General features: G+C 41.6%; 14 protein-coding genes. All 14 read right to left on the bottom strand.

The features are described from left to right. Nucleotides 1-19 precede the first annotated feature (19 nt). The 14 genes from rplB to rplA all read right to left on the bottom strand — a co-directional run bounded on the left by rplB (nt 20) and on the right by rplA (nt 16,551). Nucleotides 20-844 carry a 50S ribosomal protein L2 gene (gene rplB, locus N5O98_RS18175; RefSeq protein WP_004296346.1) on the bottom strand — a complete coding sequence of 275 codons (825 nt, stop codon included), beginning with the start codon at nt 842-844 and terminating at the stop codon, nt 20-22. A gap of 5 nt (nt 845-849) precedes the next feature. Continuing rightward, a complete protein-coding gene (gene rplW, locus N5O98_RS18170) occupies nt 850-1,140 on the bottom strand; it encodes a 50S ribosomal protein L23 (protein WP_004296347.1) in 291 nt (96 codons plus the stop codon). 16 nt (nt 1,141-1,156) lie between these two features. Next, nucleotides 1,157-1,783, bottom strand: a complete 627-nt coding sequence (rplD, locus tag N5O98_RS18165; RefSeq protein WP_004310887.1) for a 50S ribosomal protein L4 — start codon at nt 1,781-1,783, stop codon at nt 1,157-1,159. Beyond that, complete coding sequence (gene rplC / locus N5O98_RS18160) at nt 1,783-2,400, bottom strand: 50S ribosomal protein L3 (protein ID WP_004313455.1); 618 nt, start codon at nt 2,398-2,400, stop codon at nt 1,783-1,785. The genes rplD and rplC overlap by 1 nt, the downstream gene beginning before the upstream one ends. A gap of 18 nt (nt 2,401-2,418) precedes the next feature. Further along, the gene (rpsJ, locus tag N5O98_RS18155) at nt 2,419-2,724 is read right to left on the bottom strand and encodes a 30S ribosomal protein S10 (protein ID WP_002558075.1); all 306 of its coding nucleotides are present in this window, start codon (nt 2,722-2,724) and stop codon (nt 2,419-2,421) included. Between the two features lie 80 nt (nt 2,725-2,804). After that, on the bottom strand, nt 2,805-4,922 hold the full coding sequence (fusA, locus tag N5O98_RS18150; protein WP_004310890.1) for an elongation factor G: 2,118 nt from the start codon (nt 4,920-4,922) through the stop codon (nt 2,805-2,807). Nucleotides 4,923-4,967: 45 nt separating this feature from the next. Next, a complete protein-coding gene (rpsG, locus tag N5O98_RS18145) occupies nt 4,968-5,444 on the bottom strand; it encodes a 30S ribosomal protein S7 (RefSeq protein ID WP_004296352.1) in 477 nt (158 codons plus the stop codon). Nucleotides 5,445-5,587: 143 nt separating this feature from the next. Then, nucleotides 5,588-5,998, bottom strand: coding sequence for a 30S ribosomal protein S12 (gene rpsL / locus N5O98_RS18140; RefSeq protein WP_002558078.1), 411 nt, complete (start codon nt 5,996-5,998; stop codon nt 5,588-5,590). Nucleotides 5,999-6,134: 136 nt separating this feature from the next. Then, the gene (locus tag N5O98_RS18135; RefSeq protein WP_004296354.1) at nt 6,135-6,443 is read right to left on the bottom strand and encodes a DUF3467 domain-containing protein; all 309 of its coding nucleotides are present in this window, start codon (nt 6,441-6,443) and stop codon (nt 6,135-6,137) included. Nucleotides 6,444-6,589: 146 nt separating this feature from the next. Further along, a complete protein-coding gene (rpoC, locus tag N5O98_RS18130; protein WP_269495869.1) occupies nt 6,590-10,873 on the bottom strand; it encodes a DNA-directed RNA polymerase subunit beta' in 4,284 nt (1,427 codons plus the stop codon). Between the two features lie 106 nt (nt 10,874-10,979). Beyond that, on the bottom strand, nt 10,980-14,792 hold the full coding sequence (rpoB, locus tag N5O98_RS18125) for a DNA-directed RNA polymerase subunit beta (RefSeq protein WP_004310892.1): 3,813 nt from the start codon (nt 14,790-14,792) through the stop codon (nt 10,980-10,982). A gap of 104 nt (nt 14,793-14,896) precedes the next feature. Then, nucleotides 14,897-15,271: a 50S ribosomal protein L7/L12 gene (gene rplL, locus N5O98_RS18120; protein ID WP_004296358.1), complete on the bottom strand. Its 375-nt coding sequence runs from the start codon at nt 15,269-15,271 to the stop codon at nt 14,897-14,899. 47 nt (nt 15,272-15,318) lie between these two features. After that, nucleotides 15,319-15,837, bottom strand: a complete 519-nt coding sequence (gene rplJ, locus N5O98_RS18115; protein WP_004310893.1) for a 50S ribosomal protein L10 — start codon at nt 15,835-15,837, stop codon at nt 15,319-15,321. A gap of 15 nt (nt 15,838-15,852) precedes the next feature. Next, a complete protein-coding gene (gene rplA / locus N5O98_RS18110) occupies nt 15,853-16,551 on the bottom strand; it encodes a 50S ribosomal protein L1 (protein WP_004310894.1) in 699 nt (232 codons plus the stop codon). Nucleotides 16,552-16,554 lie beyond the last annotated feature (3 nt).

Below are 16,554 nucleotides of genomic sequence, written 5' to 3'. Positions count from 1 at the left end.
GTTTACTCAATTAATCAGATTACTTTTTTCTTCTCTCAATAATGTACTTAGACGATTGTTTCTTAGGAGCTCTAGTCTTAAGTCCCTTAGCATACAATCCCTTACGTGATCTTGGGTGACCTCCGGAAGCACGTCCTTCACCACCACCCATCGGGTGATCAACCGGGTTCATTACAACACCACGGTTACGAGGACGACGTCCTTGCCAACGAGAACGTCCAGCTTTACCTGAACTTTCCAACCCATGATCAGAGTTACCTACACTACCGATAGTAGCTTTACAAGTGCTAAGAATCTGTCTAACTTCACCTGAAGGCAACTTAATTACACAATACTTACCCTCACGAGAAGTCAACTGAGCAAAGTTACCAGCTGAACGAACCAGAGCAGCGCCCTGTCCCGGACGTAATTCGATATTGTGAATTACAGTACCCACCGGAATGTTCTGAAGAGGAAGAGCATTACCAATCTCTGGCGCTGCTGTTTCACCTGACATCAGAGTCGCACCAACTTGCAATCCATTGGGAGCAATAATATATCTTTTTTCTCCATCAGCATAAAATAACAGAGCGATACGAGCCGAACGATTCGGGTCGTATTCGATTGTTTTAACTACTGCTGGAACACCGTCCTTATTTCTCTTGAAATCAACAATTCTAATCACCTTTCTATGACCGCCACCAATGTAGCGCATAGTCATCTTACCTTCGCTGTTACGACCACCAGATGATTTCTTACCATATACAAGAGACTTTTCTGGTACTGATGCAGTAATTTCTTCGAAAGTACCAATAATTTTATGTCTTTGCCCCGGTGTTGTGGGCTTAAATTTACGTACTGCCATTTTTATTAAATATTGCTATAAAAATCAATAGTATCTCCTTCTTTCAATGTCACGATTGCTTTTTTGAAAGCATTCGTACGACCATTGATGATACCTGCTTTGGTATAACGGCTCTTATTCTTGCCAGCATACTTCACAGTATTCACATCAACTACAGTAACATTATAAAGAGCTTCAATTTCCTTCTTAATTTCCAGTTTGTTAGCTTCAGGACGTACAACAAAGCCGAAACGATTCAGCTTATCTGTGATTGCAGTCATTTTCTCTGTTACCAACGGTTTAATAATAATTCCCATTATTTAAGCCTCCTTTTTAAATTAAGATATTGTCAATAGCCTTCAGAGAGTTTTCTGTAAGCACAACAACCCCAGCATTCAATACTCTGTAAGTATTTAATCCTGAGATAGTCTGCACATTAGTACCCTCAATGTTACGAGCTGACAAATATACGTTTTTATTTGCTTCCGGTAAAATTACAAGTAGCTTTTTATCGGAAACTTTAAGATTTTTTGTCATTGCAACGAAATCTTTTGTCTTAGGAGCTTCAAATGTGAAATCCTCAACGACAATGATTGCATCGTTTTGAGCTTTATAAGACAAAGCTGACTTACGAGCCAATGTCTTAACTTTTTTATTCAATTTGAAGAAATAGTCTCTTGGTTTCGGACCGAAAACACGAGCACCACCTACAAGAACAGGCGAGTTCATATCACCACGACGTGCTCCACCGCCACCTTTCTGACGACCGATCTTACGAGTTGAACCACTGATTTCACTTCTTTCTTTTGACTTATGAGTACCCTGACGCTGATTAGCCATAAATTGTTTTACGTCCAAATAAATAGCGTGGTCGTTGGGCTCAATTCCGAAGATAGATTCGTTTAACGTAACCTTTCTCCCAGTGTCTTCACCTTTAATGTTATATACGTTAACTTCCATTATTTCTCAATTAATACGATTGAACCTTTGCAACCCGGGATAGAACCTTTAACCAAAAGAAGGTTATGATCCGCGATTACTTTTAATACCTGCAAGTTTTGTACAGTGACTCTGTCACCACCAAGTTGTCCACCCATGCGCATTCCTTTGAATACTTTTGCAGGGTAAGAACAAGCACCGATAGAACCCGGTTTACGAGCGCGATTATGCTGACCGTGAGTAGCTTGACCCACACCACCAAAACCATGTCTTTTTACTACACCCTGAAAACCCTTACCCTTAGAAGTACCAACAACGTCAACAAAGCTAGCGTCGTTAAACATTTCTACAGTAATGGTATCACCCAAATTCAACTCTGTTTCAAATTCTTTGAACTCAGCCAAGTGTCTCTTCGGTGTTACTCCTGCTCTTTTAAAATGTCCCATCAACGGTTTAGTTGTATGTTTTTCCTTTTTGTCCTGGAAACCCAACTGAACAGCTGCATAGCCATCTTTTTCTACAGTTTTAACTTGAGTAACAACACAAGGACCTGCTTCGATAACAGTGCATGGTACATTTTTACCATCGGCACTGAAAACGGATGTCATTCCGATTTTTTTTCCTAATAATCCTGGCATTTCACTAATTTTTAATTATCAAACTTTAATTTCTACTTCCACACCACTTGGCAATTCCAACTTCATCAAAGCATCTACTGTCTTAGCTGTTGAGCTATAGATGTCGATTAATCTCTTATAAGAAGAGAGTTCAAATTGCTCACGAGACTTTTTGTTTACGAAAGTCGAACGGTTCACAGTAAAGATACGTTTGTGCGTAGGCAGAGGTATTGGACCGCTAACGATAGCACCAGTAGCTTTTACAGTTCTTACAATTTTCTCAGCTGACTTGTCAACCAAGTTGTGGTCGTAAGATTTCAATTTAATTCTAATTTTCTGACTCATTATTTTTTTTAATTAATACATTTATAATAAGATAAAGCGGCAGGCTAAGAGTCATTCACTAGCCTGCTGCTTTAGATATTTTAGAGTAAATCAGCGCGTCCTTTTACTTCTTCCAATACAGCCTTAGCAATAGAAGAAGAAAGCTGAGCGTGATGAGAGTAGGTCATTGACGAGGTTGCACGACCAGAAGTAATAGTACGTAAAGCTGTTACGTAACCAAACATTTCCGCCAGTGGAACCATCGCTTTCACGATACGAGCGCCAGAGCGGCTAGATTCCATACCTTCAACCTGTCCACGACGTTTGTTCAAGTCACCGATAACATCACCCATGTTTTCTTCCGGAGTTACAACTTCCAGTTTCATGATAGGTTCCATCAAAACAGGACCTGCCTTAGCACATGCATTTTTATAAGCCTGCATTGCACAGATTTCAAATGACAACTGGTCAGAGTCAACCGGGTGGAATGAACCATCAACCAAAGTCACTTTCAATGAATCCAATGGGTAGCCTGCCAAAACACCACTCTTCATAGCATTTGTAAAGCCTTTCTGAACTGCAGGAATAAATTCCTTAGGAATATTACCACCCTTCACTTCATCAACAAACTGCAAACCACCTAAAGTGAAATCCGCATCAGCCGGACCAATGTTCACAATGATATCAGCAAACTTACCACGTCCACCAGACTGCTTCTTGTACACTTCACGCAAGTTAACTGTCTTCGTGATAGCTTCCTTATAGTTAACCTGAGGCTTACCTTGGTTACATTCTACCTTGAATTCACGTTTCAAACGGTCAATGATAATATCCAAGTGAAGCTCACCCATACCAGAAATAACTGTCTGACCTGTCTGTTCGTCTGTTTTCACAGTAAATGTCGGATCTTCTTCAGCCAATTTAGCCAAACCGTTAGACAGTTTATCCATATCTTTCTGAGTCTTAGGTTCTACAGCGATACCAATAACCGGTTCCGGGAAGTCCATAGACTCAAGTACTATCGGAGCTGTTTCATCACACAAAGTATCCCCAGTACGAATATCTTTAAAGCCTACACCTGCACCAATATCACCAGCACCGATTACTTCAACCGGGTTCTGTTTGTTGGAGTGCATCTGAAACAGACGAGAAACGCGTTCTTTCTTACCAGAACGAGAGTTGTAGATATAAGAACCTGCTTCAATTTTACCAGAATAAACACGGAAGAAAGTCAAACGTCCAACATATGGGTCAGTTGCGATCTTAAACGCCAAAGCAGATGTTTTTTCATCATCACTTGGTTTACGATCCTCTTCAGCTCCCGTATTAGGATTTGTACCTATTACGTTCTCTGTATCAAGTGGAGAAGGCAAGAAAGCACAAACATAATCAAGCAATGTCTGAACACCTTTGTTCTTAAAAGAAGATCCGCAAAGCATAGGAACTACAGCCATCTGAACTGTTGCATTACGAAGAGCTCTCAATACTTCTTCTTCAGTAATAGTAGAAGGATCATCGAAATATTTCTCCATCAAAGCATCATCAAATTCTGCTACTTTTTCAAGCATCTTATCTCTCCACTCGTTAGCTTCATCGATAAGTTCTGCAGGGATTTCCTCAATACTGTAGTCAGCCCCCATTGTTTCATCATGCCAATAGATAGCTTTCATTTTGATAAGGTCAACAAGACCTTTGAAAGATTCTTCAGCACCGATAGGAACAACAATCGGACACGGATTAGCTCCAAGAACATCCTTCATCTGACGAACTACTTCAAAGAAGTCAGCACCAGAACGATCCATCTTATTAACATAAGCAATACGAGGAACGTTATATTTATCAGCCTGACGCCATACAGTTTCTGATTGAGGCTCAACACCACCAACAGCACAGTAAGCAGCTACAGCCCCATCAAGGATACGCAATGAACGTTCTACCTCTGCGGTAAAGTCAACGTGTCCCGGAGTGTCAATCAAGTTAATTTTATAAGTATCACCAGCATATTTCCACCTTGTTGTTGTAGCAGCGGATGTAATAGTGATACCACGTTCTTGCTCCTGTTCCATCCAGTCCATAGTAGCAGCACCATCATGAACTTCACCAATTTTGTGAGTCAATCCAGTATAGAACAGGATACGTTCAGAAGTAGTTGTTTTTCCGGCATCAATGTGAGCCATGATACCGATATTACGAGTTAAATGTAAATCATGTTTAGCCATCTTCTAATTCCTTTACTTTAAGTTTATATTAGGTTTCTTACAGTATTAGAATCTAAAATGAGCAAATGCACGGTTAGCTTCTGCCATTCTGTGCATATCTTCTTTACGTTTGTATGCACCGCCTTGTTCATTGAAGGCATCCATAATTTCAGCAGCCAACTTGTCAGCCATTGATTTACCACCTCTTTTGCGAGCAAACAGAATCAAATTCTTCATAGAGATTGATTCTTTACGATCCGGACGGATTTCAGTAGGAACTTGGAAAGTAGCACCACCTACACGGCGAGACTTTACTTCCACTTGCGGAGTTACATTATCCAAAGCCTTTTTCCAGATTTCGAGAGCTGATTTTTCTTCGTTAGGAAGTTTTGCTTTCACAGTTTCCAAAGCGGCATAAAAGATTTCATAAGATGTATTTTTCTTTCCATCATACATCAAGTGGTTCACGAACTTGGAAACCTTTTGGTCATTAAACACGGGATCCGGAAGAATCAGGCGTTTTTTTGGTTTTGCTTTTCTCATTTGTTTGAAAAATAATGTTTTTGTTCTTGGTTGTCTACTTCTTGACTTCTTCAACTCTCCCTCCGGAGAATTTACTCAACCTTTAGCATTTCCAACAAACTAAAACGTAAGTTATTACTTTAATTTTAATTAGGTCTTAATCCTTATTTTTTCTTACCCTTAGCAGGAGCAGCAGCTTGTCCTGGTTTCGGACGCTTAGCACCATATTTAGAACGTCTTTGAGTACGACCAGCAACACCTGCTGTATCAAGTGTACCACGTACAATGTGATAACGCACACCCGGAAGGTCTTTTACACGACCACCACGTACCAAAACGATTGAGTGTTCCTGCAAGTTGTGTCCTTCTCCCGGAATGTATGAGTTCACCTCTTTTTGGTTAGTCAAACGTACACGAGCTACTTTACGCATTGCAGAGTTCGGCTTCTTCGGAGTAGTAGTGTATACTCTCACGCAAACGCCACGTCTTTGAGGACATGAATCCAAGGCTGGAGATTTACTTTTCTCCACCAGCACTTCGCGTCCTTTTCTTACTAATTGCTGAATTGTAGGCATTTTAATTGTTTTTTGATTTATATTATTGTTATATTAATTTCGTAACTATACATTTTGGGCTGCAAAAATACGAATAATATTTGAATATTCAATGCACTACAACTTTTTTTTCTTTTTTAATGTTTTTATATCATCCTCACGCTTCGCCTTTTACACCCGTCAAAGGAGAAATAGGGGGTTCATCCGAAGTACGAATCGGACCGAATACGCGCTCATACTTTGCTATATTATCTTCTAATGCCCGCAGCAGACGTTTTGCGTGCTCCGGAGCCACAATAATACGAGATTGCACACCAGCCTTCGGTATACCCGGCATTACGCGCACGAAGTCAAGGATGAATTCAGAACTCGAATGAGTAATAATAGCAAGATTTGCATAAGTTCCCTGTGCAACCTCTTCTCTCAATTCAATCTGTAATTGTCCGTTGTTATTTTGTTCTTCCATATTTAATATGATTAAAAAGTTATCCTGCAAAATAACACATTTTTCCTGAAACTAATGGTAATACACGCGAGTAAAAAAGAAATAAAAAAAGGAGCAATTGCCCAATCAGGCAACTGCTCCTTTTCATATAGTCAATTGAATTGTATTTATTCTACTTCATTGTAGTCAAGTACTGTTTTCTTGTTAGCCAAGATACGGTCATACTCTTCTTTTGATCCAACGATGAGCTTTTCGAACTCGCGCTGTCCGGTACCGGCAGGAATCAAGTGACCACAGATCACATTTTCCTTCATACCTTCAAGCTTATCGATCTTACCGTTGATAGCAGCTTCATTCAATACTTTCGTTGTTTCCTGGAAGGAAGCAGCCGACATAAAGCTTGATGTTTGCAAAGCAGCACGCGTGATACCTTGAAGGATCTGAGTAGAGGTAGCAGCAACAGCGTCACGAACTTCAACCGGCTTCAAGTCACGACGTTTCAACATACTATTCTCATCACGCAACTTGCGGGCAGTTACAATCTGTCCAGCTTGCATATTTTGAGAATCACCAGCATCCACTACGACTTTCTTGCCCCAGATACGATCATTTTCTTCCATGAATTCCAGTTTGTCTACGACTTGCTGTTCGAGGAAGCGAGTATCTCCCGGTTCATCAATTTGTACTTTACGCATCATCTGACGAACGATAATCTCAAAGTGCTTATCATTGATCTTCACACCCTGCAAGCGGTATACATCCTGAACTTCATTCACGATATATTCCTGTACAGCTGTAGGACCCTTAATTGCCAAGATATCTGCCGGAGTAGTAGCACCGTCAGACAACGGAGTACCAGCACGTACATAGTCATTTTCCTGTACCAGAATCTGCTTAGACAGTGCAACCAGATACTTCTTAACCTCACCCGTCTTGGAAGTTACGATGATTTCACGGTTACCACGTTTGATCTTACCCATTGTCACCTCACCGTCGATTTCAGAAACGACAGCCGGATTTGACGGGTTACGAGCTTCAAACAATTCAGTAACACGAGGAAGACCACCCGTGATATCACCCGCCTTACCTACGGCACGCGGAATCTTCACGATTACTTCACCGGCTTTTACCTTCTGACCATTCTCGATGATAACGTGCCCACCTACCGGTAAGTTATAAGTACGGATCAAATCACCGTCCTCTGTTAAGATATGAGCGGTAGGAACTTTGGTTTTATCCTTGGATTCAATAATAATAATTTCACGAAGACCTGTTGCTTCATCCGATTCAACCTTATAAGTAACGTTTTCAATCACGCCCTCAAATTCGATCTTACCGGTTGCTTCTGTGATAATAACAGCATTGAACGGGTCCCACTTAGCAATCAGTTTGCCTTTTTCTACCAAGTCGCCGTCGCTTACATACAGTGTTGAACCATAAGGTACGTTATGAGTAGAAAGAACGATACCGGTATTCACATCCACAAAACGTACTTCGGCCAAACGACCTACTACCACTTTTGCAGATTCACCCATCTCGTCAACGATATCTACTGTACGCAACTCTTCAAATTCAAGACGTGCATTATTTTTAGCAACGATACTGGCGTTAGCTGCAATATTTGCAGCAGTACCACCGGCGTGGAATGTACGCAATGTCAACTGTGTACCCGGCTCACCAATAGACTGAGCAGCGATTACACCGACAGCTTCACCCTTCTGAACCATGCGGCTCGTTGCCAGGTTACGTCCGTAACATTTAGCACAAACACCCTTCTTAGCTTCACAAGTCAATACCGAACGGATTTCAACACTCTCGATCGGAGACTCCTGAATCTTCTTGGCTACTTCTTCTGTGATTTCTTCACCACCGGCAACAAGCAATTCACCTGTGGTAGGATGAATAATATCATGTACGGAAACACGGCCTAAGATACGTTCGTACAGAGTAGCAATAACTTCATCATTATTCTTAAGGTCCGTACAAACCAATCCGCGGAGTGTACCGCAATCTTCTTCTGTAATAATCACATCGTGTGATACGTCCACCAGACGACGAGTCAAATAACCAGCATCGGCAGTCTTCAAAGCGGTATCCGCCAAACCTTTACGAGCACCGTGGGTAGAGATAAAGTACTCCAACACCGAAAGTCCTTCTTTAAAGTTCGACAAAATCGGGTTCTCGATGATCTGACCACCTTCAGCACCTGCTTTCTGCGGTTTTGCCATCAAACCACGCATACCTGACAACTGACGAATCTGCTCTTTAGAACCACGGGCACCAGAGTCAAGCATCATATATACAGAGTTGAAACCCTGATCGTCCGAAGAAATAGTCTTCATCAGGATATTAGACAACTCGGAGTTCACATGTGTCCAAATATCAATTACCTGATTGTAACGTTCGTTATTGGTAATGAAACCCATGTTATAGTTGTTTACGACTTGTTCAACTTCGTCGTAACCTTTCTGTACCAAAGTTTCTTTTTCCTTCGGAATGATAATATCACCCAAGTTGAATGACAAACCACCCTTGAACGCCATCTGATAACCTAAATTCTTGATTCCATCCAGGAAGTCGGCAGCCTTAGCCACACCACATACCTTAATTACATCACTAATAATATCACGAAGAGATTTCTTAGAGATAATTGTATTGATATAACCAGCTTCAGGTGGAACGATTTCATTCACAATCACACGTCCTACTGAAGTTTCGCGCATTACGTCTACAATGTTACCATTTTCATCAACGTCTTTCACGATAACCTTTACCGGAGCATGAATATCTACCTTACCTTCATTGTAAGCGATCAACGCTTCTTCCGGTCCGTAGAATGTCAAACCTTCACCTTTTGCACCGGCACGCAACTTAGTAATATAGTACAAACCAAGAACCATATCCTGTGCAGGCACAGTAATAGGCGCACCGTTTGCCGGATTCAATATATTATGTGATTGAAGCATCAACATTTGTGCTTCAAGAATTGCTTCATTACTCAAAGGCAAGTGAACAGCCATCTGGTCACCGTCAAAGTCGGCGTTGAATGCCGTACATGCCAACGGGTGCAACTGAATAGCTTTACCTTCGATCATTTTAGGCTGGAAAGCCTGAATACCCAAACGGTGCAAGGTCGGAGCACGGTTCAACAGTACCGGGTGTCCCTTCATTACATGTTCTAAGATATCCCAAATCACCGGCTCTTTGCGGTCTACGATTTTCTTTGCAGACTTAACAGTCTTAACGATACCACGTTCGATGAGCTTGCGAATAATAAACGGCTTGTATAATTCGGCAGCCATCAATTTAGGAATACCGCATTCACCCATCTTTAATTCCGGACCAACGACGATTACGGAACGAGCAGAGTAGTCAACACGTTTACCCAGCAAGTTTTGACGGAAGCGTCCCTGTTTACCTTTCAAACTGTCAGACAATGACTTCAACGGACGGTTGGCGTCTGTCTTCACAGCACTTGACTTACGTGAGTTATCAAACAAAGAATCGACAGATTCCTGAAGCATACGTTTTTCATTACGCAAGATTACTTCCGGAGCCTTGATTTCAATCAGTCGTTTCAAACGGTTGTTACGGATAATCACACGACGATAAAGGTCGTTCAAGTCAGATGTAGCAAAACGGCCACCATCCAGCGGAACCAACGGACGAAGTTCGGGCGGAATAACCGGTACGATACGTACGATCATCCATTCCGGTTTGTTACGTCCACGTGATGCGCGGAACGATTCTACTACCTGAAGACGTTTCAAAGCTTCATTCTTACGTTGCTGAGACGCATCGTTTCCGGCGCGGTGACGCAGTTCGTAAGACAAAGCATCCAGATCCAAACGAGCCAGCAAATCATAAATAGCTTCGGCTCCCATCTTTGCAACAAATTTATTCGGATCATTATCTTCAAGATACTGATTGTCTTTCGGAAGCGTATCCAAAATATCCAGATATTCTTCTTCAGAAAGCAAATCATATTCAGCTACGCCATCTTCAGCTTTCACACCCGGCTGAATAACAACATAACGTTCGTAGTATATAATCGAATCCAGTTTCTTTGTCGGCAATCCGAGCAAATAACCGATTTTATTAGGAAGCAAACGGAAATACCAGATGTGAGCCACCGGCACAACCAGCTGGATATGTCCCATACGTTCACGGCGCACTTTCTTTTCAGTAACTTCCACACCACAACGGTCGCAGACGATACCTTTATAACGGATACGCTTGTATTTACCGCAATGACATTCATAATCCTTGATAGGACCAAAAATGCGCTCGCAGAACAAACCGTCACGTTCGGGTTTGTACGTACGGTAATTAATGGTTTCAGGCTTCAAAACTTCACCACTCGAATTCTCAAGGATTTCTTCCGGAGAAGCCAGACCAATTGAGATCTTCGAGAAATTACTTTTCGTCTTATTTTCTTTTCTAAAAGCCATACTCTATATAATTGAGATTTGATAATTGAATCATTGGAAATTGAAAAAAGTGCGGATGCCAACAGACCTTCATCGGTACATTGACATCTCACATTCTTTCATTATTTTATTCTAGGTTGATACTCAAACCTAAACCTCTCAACTCGTGCAACAATACGTTCAAGGATTCCGGAATACCAGGTTGTGGCATCGGTTCACCTTTCACAATTGCTTCATAAGCCTTCGAACGTCCTACCACGTCATCAGATTTGATAGTCAGGATTTCCTGCAAGATATGGGCAGCACCGAAACCTTCGAGTGCCCAAACCTCCATTTCTCCGAAACGCTGACCACCGAATTGAGCTTTACCACCAAGAGGTTGCTGAGTAATCAATGAGTACGGACCGATAGAACGAGCATGCATCTTGTCTTCAACCATGTGGCCCAACTTCAACATGTAAGTTACGCCCACAGTAGCTGCCTGGTCAAATTGCTCACCTGTACCACCATCACAAAGATAAGTCTTACAGTAGCGAGGCAATCCTGCCTTGTCTGTCCACTGATCCAGATCTTCCATGGTAGCACCGTCGAAAATAGGAGTCGCAAATTTCACGCCCAACGTTTTTCCGGCACGTCCGAGTACAGCTTCAAAAATCTGACCAATGTTCATACGAGAAGGCACACCCAATGGATTCAACACGATGTCAACCGGAGTACCATCAGCCAAGAACGGCATATCTTCCTGACGAACAACACGGGATACAATACCCTTGTTACCGTGGCGACCAGCCATCTTATCACCCACACCAATCTTACGTTTCTTAGCAATATATACTTTTGCCATCTGGATAATACCAGCAGGAAGTTCATCACCAATTGTAATAGCAAACTTCTTACGTTTCAATTCAGCATCCAGCTCTTTATATTTCTTAATGAAATTCATCACCAGATCACGAATCATACCGTTAATATGATCGTCGCTTGTCCAGTTGCTCAATTGAATAGAAGTAAAGTCAAGTGAATCAAAATCAGAAGCACTGAACTTAGAACCTTTCGCAATAACTTCCGCACCCAAATAGTCTTTCACACCTTGAGAAACCTTACCTTCAGTCAAAGTCATCAGTTTCTTAACCAGGATACGTTTCAAGTCAGCTACCTTAGATTCAAATTCATCATCAATCTTAGGCAACAATGCTTTATCGGCCAGTTTAGAGCTACGATTCTTAATCACACGTGAGAAAAGTTTCTTATCAATCACCACACCTTTCAAAGAAGGAGAAGCTTTCAAAGAAGCATCTTTCACGTCACCTGCCTTATCACCGAAGATAGCCCGAAGCAGTTTTTCTTCCGGAGAAGGATCAGATTCACCCTTCGGCGTAATCTTACCAATCATGATATCACCCGGCTCGATACGAGCACCGATTCTTACGATACCGTTTTCATCCAAGTCTTTGGTAGCTTCTTCACTTACATTCGGGATATCAGAAGTCAACTCTTCCATACCACGTTTTGTCTCACGAACTTCCAGAGAATATTCCTCTACGTGAACTGAAGTCAACAAGTCTTCGCGTACCACACGTTCGTTCAATACGATAGCATCCTCATAGTTGTAACCCTTCCAAGGCATATAAGCTACCAACAGGTTCTTACCCAATGCCAATTCACCCTTTTCAGTAGAATAACCTTCAGTCAAGATATCACCTTTCTTCACACGCTGGCCTTTGTCACAAATCGGACGTAAGTCAATCGTCATGTTCTGGTTAGTCTTACGGAACTTAGGTATTCTATATTCCTTCAAAGCAGGTTCGAAACTTACAAATTCTTCGTCTTCCGTACGGTCATACAAAATACGGATAGTAGTAGCATCCACATAGTCAACCACACCATCGCCTTCTGCAGTAATCTGGGTACGAGAGTCTCTTACCAACTGACGTTCGATACCTGTACCTACGATTGGAGCTTCACTTCTCAACAAAGGAACCGCTTGGCGCATCATGTTCGATCCCATCAATGCACGGTTAGCATCGTCATGTTCCAAGAATGGAATCAAAGAAGCTGCAATAGATGCAATCTGCTGAGGAGCAACGTCCATCAAGTCAACTTCAGATGGTTCAACAACCGGGAAATCTGCATCTTGACGAGACTTCACCCTGTTAAGTACGAATGTACCATCGTCATTCAACGGAGCATTTCCCTGCGCAATAACCTTTTCTTCCTCTTCTTCAGCAGTCAGATAAATCAGACCGTTATCAGAAAGATCCACTTTCCCATTTTCCACCTTGCGGTAGGGAGTTTCAATGAATCCTAGCTCATTAATCTTAGCAAATACACACAATGAAGAAATCAAACCGATGTTCGGACCTTCAGGAGTCTCAATCGGACAAAGACGACCATAGTGTGTATAGTGAACGTCACGAACCTCAAATCCGGCACGTTCACGGGAAAGACCACCAGGACCAAGGGCAGACATACGACGTTTGTGCGTAATTTCAGCCAGCGGGTTTGTCTGGTCCATGAACTGCGACAACGCGTTCGTTCCGAAGAATGAGTTGATTACTGAAGAAATAGTCTTCGCATTAATCAAATCAATCGGAGTAAACACTTCATTGTCACGAACGTTCATACGTTCACGAATCGTACGAGACATACGAGCCAGCCCCACAGCAAACTGATTAGAAAGCTGTTCACCAACAGTACGTACACGACGGTTACTCAAGTGGTCAATATCATCCACATCCGCTTTTGAGTTAATCAACTCAATCAGATATTTGATGATTTCAATAATATCTTCCTTCGTGAGGACACGCACGTCCATATCAGTCGTCAGATTCAACTTTTTGTTGATTCTGTAACGGCCTACATCACCAAGGTCATATCGTTTTTCTGAGAAGAACAAGTTATTGATAACCTCCCTTGCACTTGCGTCATCAGCCGGATCGGCATTACGCAACTGACGGTAGATATACAACACAGCTTCTTTTTCCGAGTTACTCGGGTCCTTCTGCAACGTATTATATATGATAGAGAAATCGGACTGATTCGGTTCATCCTTATGCAAAAGGATGTTCTGAACTCCCGACTCCAAAATTTCATCAATATGCTCCTCTTCCAGTACGGTTTCACGGTCGATAATAACTTCGTTACGTTCAATAGAAACCACTTCACCGGTATCTTCATCAACGAAATCTTCAATCCATGTTTTCAAGACACGTGCAGCCAGTTTACGGCCTAACACCTTCTTCAGATTTGTCTTGTTTACCTTCACATCTTCTGCAAGATCGAAAATCTCAAGAATATCTTTGTCATTCTCGAAGCCAATTGCACGCAACAATGTAGTCACCGGCAATTTCTTCTTACGGTCGATATATGCGTACATCACATTATTGATGTCAGTAGCAAACTCAATCCACGAACCCTTAAACGGAATAATACGAGCCGAATAAAGTTTCGTACCATTGGCATGTACACTCTGACCGAAGAACACACCCGGAGAACGGTGAAGCTGTGACACAACTACGCGTTCGGCACCGTTAATGACGAAAGTAGCCTTATCAGTCATATAAGGAATCGGGCCGAGGAATACGTCCTGAATCACTGTATCAAAATCCTCATGATCGGGGTCCGTACAGTAAAGCTTAAGTTTCGCTTTTAAGGGAACACTATAAGTAAGCCCACGCTCTATACAATCATCAATGGTATAACGCGGCGGATCAATATAATAGTCCAGAAACTCAAGAACAAAATTGTTTCTTGTATCGGCAATAGGGAAGTTTTCAGCAAATACTTTATACAATCCCTCATTCTTACGCTTTTCAGGTGGGGTATCTAATTGTAGAAAGTCTTGGAATGACTTCAATTGTACTTCCAGGAAATCCGGGTATTCTAGCGGATTCTTAGTCGAAGCAAAATTAACTCTTTGATTTACAGTATTTGAAGACATCTGTCAATGAATTTGGAGAACTTAATTTGAAATATATACACAAAAAGGTTAAGAATCCTCTTGTGAAGGATTCCTAACCGAATTACCTGATTACCAGGCCAATGTTATTTAAGTTCAACTTCAGCTCCAGCTTCTTCCAATGTTTTCTTCAATGATTCTGCTTCGTCTTTAGCCAAACCTTCTTTTACTGTGCTAGGAGCACCGTCTACCAAGTCTTTAGCTTCTTTCAAACCAAGACCACAAGCTTCCTTAACGGCCTTAACTACTTGAAGTTTAGCTGCACCAGCGCTCTTCAATACTACGTCGAAAGAAGTTTTTTCTTCTGCGGCAGCAGCACCAGCTGCAGGACCAGCAGCAACAGCTACAGCTGCAGCAGCAGGTTCAATACCGTATTCTTCTTTAAGGATAGTTGCAAGTTCATTAACTTCTTTTACTGTCAAGTTAACTAATTGTTCTGCAAAAGCTTTCAAATCTGCCATTTTTTGTATGATTTTAATTGTTTAAATACTTTGTTGATTTTTGAAAATTATTCGGGACGTTCACCAAGAGTCTTGAGAACTCCGTGAAGGGTGTTACCACCTGATTGAAGAGCAGAAATAACATTCTTGGCCGGAGATTGCAACAGGGCAACGATATCGGCGATAACTTCATTCTTACTCTTGATTGAAACGAGAGCATCCAATTGATCAGCACCAATGTAGAAGCTTTCTTCTGCATATGCAGCTTTCAGTCCGGGAATACCGTCTTTCGCTTTGTCTTTGATTAACTTAGCAGGAACGTTTGCAGTATTGCTAAACATAACAGCAGTAGTACCTTTCAAAGAACCGTAAAGAGGTGAGAAGTCTTCTTCCAAGCTTTCAAGTGCTTTGTGAAGCAGCGTGTTTTTAACCAACATCAATTTGATGTCTGATTTAAAACAATCTCTTCTCAATGCACTGGTAGCAGCAGCGTTCATAGCTGTAACGTCTACCAAGTAGAAGTGACCATATTCCTTTACTGTAGCAGCAATTTGCTCTATAATCGTACTTTTATCTTCCTTTCTCATTATTTCTCTGTTTTATTAGATTTCATCCACTGATTTCGGGTCGATTTTAATACCCGCACTCATTGTACTAGAAAGATAAATACTCTTAATATATGTACCCTTTGCTGCGGTCGGTTTCAGTTTGTTCAGAGTAGAGATGAACTCTTTCGCGTTGTCGCGAATCTGATCAGGACTGAATGATACCTTACCGATAGAAGTGTGAACGATACCGCTCTTATCAACTTTAAAGTCAATCTTACCTTGTTTTACTTCTTTTACAGCCTTAGCAACATCCATAGTTACAGTACCACTCTTAGGGTTCGGCATCAATCCACGAGGACCGAGAACACGACCGAGCGCACCAATTTTACCCATGATAGATGGCATAGTGATGATTACATCAATATCAGTCCATCCACCTTTGATCTTTTCAATATATTCGTCAAGACCAACGTAGTCAGCACCAGCTTCTTTTGCAGCAGCTTCAGCATCCGGTGTACAAAGTACCAATACACGTACTTCTTTACCAGTACCATGAGGAAGTGAAACAACACCTCTCACCATCTGGTTAGCTTTACGTGGATCAACACCTAAACGTACATCAATATCCAGTGAAGCATCAAACTTAGTAAAAGTGATTTCTTTTACCAAAGATGCAGCTTCTTTCAGTGAGTATGCTTTCCCTGCTTCAATCTTTTCTGCAGCTAACTTTTGATTTTTTGTCAGTTTACCCATTAC

It is taken from the genome of Bacteroides sp. LFL-34 (genome assembly GCF_027257075.1).
Classification (GTDB): Bacteria; Bacteroidota; Bacteroidia; order Bacteroidales; family Bacteroidaceae; genus Bacteroides; species Bacteroides ovatus.
The sequence above is the reverse complement of the archived record's forward strand: the minus strand, read 5'-3'. Positions and strand labels throughout refer to the sequence as shown.

What these genes read in the sequence shown, in the direction of transcription:
- fusA (WP_004310890.1), bottom strand. Translation starts at nt 4,922, where the DNA reads ATGGCTAAACATGATTTACATTTAACTCGTAATATCGGTATCATGGCT.
- rpoC (WP_269495869.1), bottom strand. Translation starts at nt 10,873, where the DNA reads ATGGCTTTTAGAAAAGAAAATAAGACGAAAAGTAATTTCTCGAAGATC.
- rplJ (WP_004310893.1), bottom strand. Translation starts at nt 15,837, where the DNA reads ATGAGAAAGGAAGATAAAAGTACGATTATAGAGCAAATTGCTGCTACA.
- rplD (WP_004310887.1), bottom strand. Translation starts at nt 1,783, where the DNA reads ATGGAAGTTAACGTATATAACATTAAAGGTGAAGACACTGGGAGAAAG.
- rpsG (WP_004296352.1), bottom strand. Translation starts at nt 5,444, where the DNA reads ATGAGAAAAGCAAAACCAAAAAAACGCCTGATTCTTCCGGATCCCGTG.
- rpsJ (WP_002558075.1), bottom strand. Translation starts at nt 2,724, where the DNA reads ATGAGTCAGAAAATTAGAATTAAATTGAAATCTTACGACCACAACTTG.
- rpoB (WP_004310892.1), bottom strand. Translation starts at nt 14,792, where the DNA reads ATGTCTTCAAATACTGTAAATCAAAGAGTTAATTTTGCTTCGACTAAG.
- N5O98_RS18135 (WP_004296354.1), bottom strand. Translation starts at nt 6,443, where the DNA reads ATGGAAGAACAAAATAACAACGGACAATTACAGATTGAATTGAGAGAA.
- rplA (WP_004310894.1), bottom strand. Translation starts at nt 16,551, where the DNA reads ATGGGTAAACTGACAAAAAATCAAAAGTTAGCTGCAGAAAAGATTGAA.
- rplC (WP_004313455.1), bottom strand. Translation starts at nt 2,400, where the DNA reads ATGCCAGGATTATTAGGAAAAAAAATCGGAATGACATCCGTTTTCAGT.
- rplL (WP_004296358.1), bottom strand. Translation starts at nt 15,271, where the DNA reads ATGGCAGATTTGAAAGCTTTTGCAGAACAATTAGTTAACTTGACAGTA.
- rplW (WP_004296347.1), bottom strand. Translation starts at nt 1,140, where the DNA reads ATGGGAATTATTATTAAACCGTTGGTAACAGAGAAAATGACTGCAATC.
- rplB (WP_004296346.1), bottom strand. Translation starts at nt 844, where the DNA reads ATGGCAGTACGTAAATTTAAGCCCACAACACCGGGGCAAAGACATAAA.
- rpsL (WP_002558078.1), bottom strand. Translation starts at nt 5,998, where the DNA reads ATGCCTACAATTCAGCAATTAGTAAGAAAAGGACGCGAAGTGCTGGTG.